Origin of the sequence: uncultured Cyclobacterium sp. (genome assembly GCF_963976465.1) — a bacterium.
GTDB lineage: Bacteria > Bacteroidota > Bacteroidia > Cytophagales > Cyclobacteriaceae > Cyclobacterium.
On the sequence record NZ_CAXBOC010000626.1, the window covers coordinates 1 to 2,755 of the forward strand.

Annotated in this window: 2 protein-coding genes and 1 pseudogene; 1 reads left to right on the forward strand and 2 read right to left on the reverse strand. The window is 38.3% G+C overall.

Going from position 1 to position 2,755, the window contains the following annotated elements:
• Positions 1-409, reverse strand: a pseudogene (locus tag AAC037_RS23120) (dehydrogenase); the annotation flags it as partial.
• A gap of 146 nt (positions 410-555) precedes the next feature.
• Positions 556-1,731 carry a GDSL-type esterase/lipase family protein gene (locus AAC037_RS23125; RefSeq protein WP_339905955.1) on the reverse strand — a complete coding sequence of 392 codons (1,176 nt, stop codon included), beginning with the start codon at positions 1,729-1,731 and terminating at the stop codon, positions 556-558.
• Positions 1,732-2,003: 272 nt separating this feature from the next.
• Between AAC037_RS23125 and AAC037_RS23130 the strand changes: the two genes are divergently transcribed.
• Positions 2,004-2,755 (forward strand): hypothetical protein (locus tag AAC037_RS23130; protein WP_339905957.1); only part of this gene is annotated, 752 nt, incomplete at its 3' end.

Genomic DNA, 2,755 nt, shown 5'->3' on the forward strand with positions numbered 1-2,755 from the left:
CATCTCCATCTGTATCCTTTAGGTGTAAGATTTCTGTAGAATTGGCTACATAGACCCCACCATCACCTGGCAAAAGGCCGGTGGGAGTGAAGAGGCCTTCAGCAAAGACAGTGGACTTATCTGCTTTTCCATCTCTATCGGTGTCTTCTATGACAAGTATTTTATCATTGGCTGTTTCACCGGGCCTGATGTGAGGATAAATGGTGCTGCTCACTACCCATAATCTTCCTTGAGCATCCCAGTTCATTTGAATGGGCTTGACCACCATGGGATCAGTCGCAAATAAATTGACTTCAAAGCCATCTGCCACTTGAAACCTGTCCATTTGATCCTGTGGATCTGAAGAGGGTATGTCACGGAGAGCATTTTGCCCATAGGCTGGAAGGTTTGCCAACAGTACGATCAACATTAAAATGACTTTCATGCCTACAGCACTCGCTATATAAGGTGTACTCTGAGGCTTTTTAGTCTGGTGTTTTATAAATATTTTTAAATCCAAAATCATGGTATGGTTTGTATCTTGATAAAATGGGTCAATTGAATAAAACCCTGCAGTTAGGGCAATCGCTCAAGTTGGTAATGAAGGTTTTTGGGCTTTTTGGTTTGGTTGATCTGATCATCCAGCCAGAGGATCAATGCATCCAAAGCTGCCAAACCCTCCTTATGTCTTCCTTGCTCATAAGAGCGGAAGCCCAGGATATAGGTTCTGTTTTGAGGCCGGTATTGCTGGAAATAGATTTTATCCTTTTCTCTTATCAATTTCAGCATTTGTTCTGATTGCTGTAAGCTAGGCCCTTGTGCCAAGGGAATACCTGCTTCCCAAGCCTTTCTGCTTCCGACGGCAATGAGTTTTCCGTCCACAGACAAGGAGTAATTTCCTTTTTTCAAGCCATTCACCTTAATTGTTTCATTACCTACATTAGGTTTAGAAGCCGGGTTTTGGGTACTATTAAAGGAAATTTTTCTGGCTTTATCGGCAATGGAGAGCTTATTTACCGGTACATTACTTTCAACGCTTTTAGTAGCAGCGTCAATTTCAATGGTAGGAGTTTCCCTACTAAGCCCCAATTGATTCATTATTGTTTCAGCAAGCTGAACATATCCTTTTTCATTAAGGTGAATCCCATTGTTCTCGTAAAATTCAGCAGCAGTAGTTGTTGTAAAAGCATCAAAAACATTAACAAAAGCCAATTTTCGACTTTGAGCAATGGCATGAATTGACTGATTATAGTCGCTGTATGTCTTGTTTCTTAAGGCCAATAAATCCTCCGTTCCTGCAGCAACTTGTGGAATGGTAGAGAGTAATATTGCTTTTGCACCTATGGCTTCTACACTATCCAGCAATTGGTTCAAGCCATTTTTGAAAGCATCCACACCTTTTGAACCTTCTTGTGCTTCCACATTCCCATAGCCTATAATTACCCAATTTGGCTCTGTCGCTTTTATTTGAGAAATAAGCAAGTCGTAAGGACTTGGAGGATTGGTATAGTAGCTTCTTGCATCTCCAAATACAGTGTCACCGGACCAGCCCAGATTTCTAAAAGTGAGGTGTTTCTCAGGCCAGTAACTAGTAAGTGCATACTCAAGGAATCCGAATTCCTGCTCGTTTTCTATCAAGGCATTGCCTAATAGGGTTATTCTGTCCCCATTTTTTGGATCAAAAGATTGTTGAGAAAGTACAGTAGTATGAAATAAGATAAGTTGAAATAGTAGGAGATAATATTTTTTCATGGGATTAATTAGGCAAGTGGTATTTATTGTTAAAACAACCCATAAATATAAAAAGGAACTAAGAATATCAGGTACATTATTGGGTTAATTATATTATTGGTTGGTTTATTAGACCAGTGGCTGGTACAAAATATTGTCTGATGATTTTTTTCTTGTGTAAATATTATGGGGGGGGTTAGGTGACCATATAATAACGCAACACAATCAGTTCCTCGGATTAAATTTGTAATTACATTTTTAATTAATTAGTTTTATTATAAAATCAATTGAATATGTTGTACAAATGCTTGCAATTCACGGTTATACTATCCATTTCTTTGGCTTCATGTAACAATGTAGAAAATCAAAGCAAAGTCCTTAAAAAAATGGAGTTTGTCAAGGTTGATTCATTGGTATTTGACGAATTACAAATATTAAATGTGCTGGACTATCATCCGGAGCAGGATATTTATCTTATGGTTACCAAAGGTGTGGAAGGCAGGTATTTTATTTTCAACAGTGATGGGGAGATGCTTGCTGGAGAACTATTAAGCGAAGGACCCAATGCTTTTGGGATGGTTTTGCACCGAGCCGGATTTGTGGGGGATGAAATAATGTTTGTGAGTGATCAGGAGATTTTTATGTATGATTTAGCATTGCAGCAACTGAGAAAACTTCCCTTTGAACAAGATACAAGGGTAAGGATGATCCACACGCCATTGGATAATCTAAATGAAGTTAACATCGACGATGTCTCTTACGGAATTGCCAATTTGAGTGACAAAAATTTGGAAGAATATCCCATGGATTATTTTGATACTTTAAACTATTTTCATTTAGTAAACCCCGCGGATGGATCCGTAATCAAAGGAGGGAAAATAGATGATAGCAGTATTTTCAAACAGAATTACTTTTACCCGGGGAAGCATAAGCCTGTTTATTTTTCGGATATTAAGTCCAGGCAGATCTCTTTAATTTTACCGGCAGATAGCATTTTATTTCAATATAATAAACAGCTGGAGTTGGTCAATAAAATTAAGCTGAA

What these genes read in the sequence shown, in the direction of transcription:
- AAC037_RS23125 (WP_339905955.1), bottom strand. Translation starts at nt 1,731, where the DNA reads ATGAAAAAATATTATCTCCTACTATTTCAACTTATCTTATTTCATACT.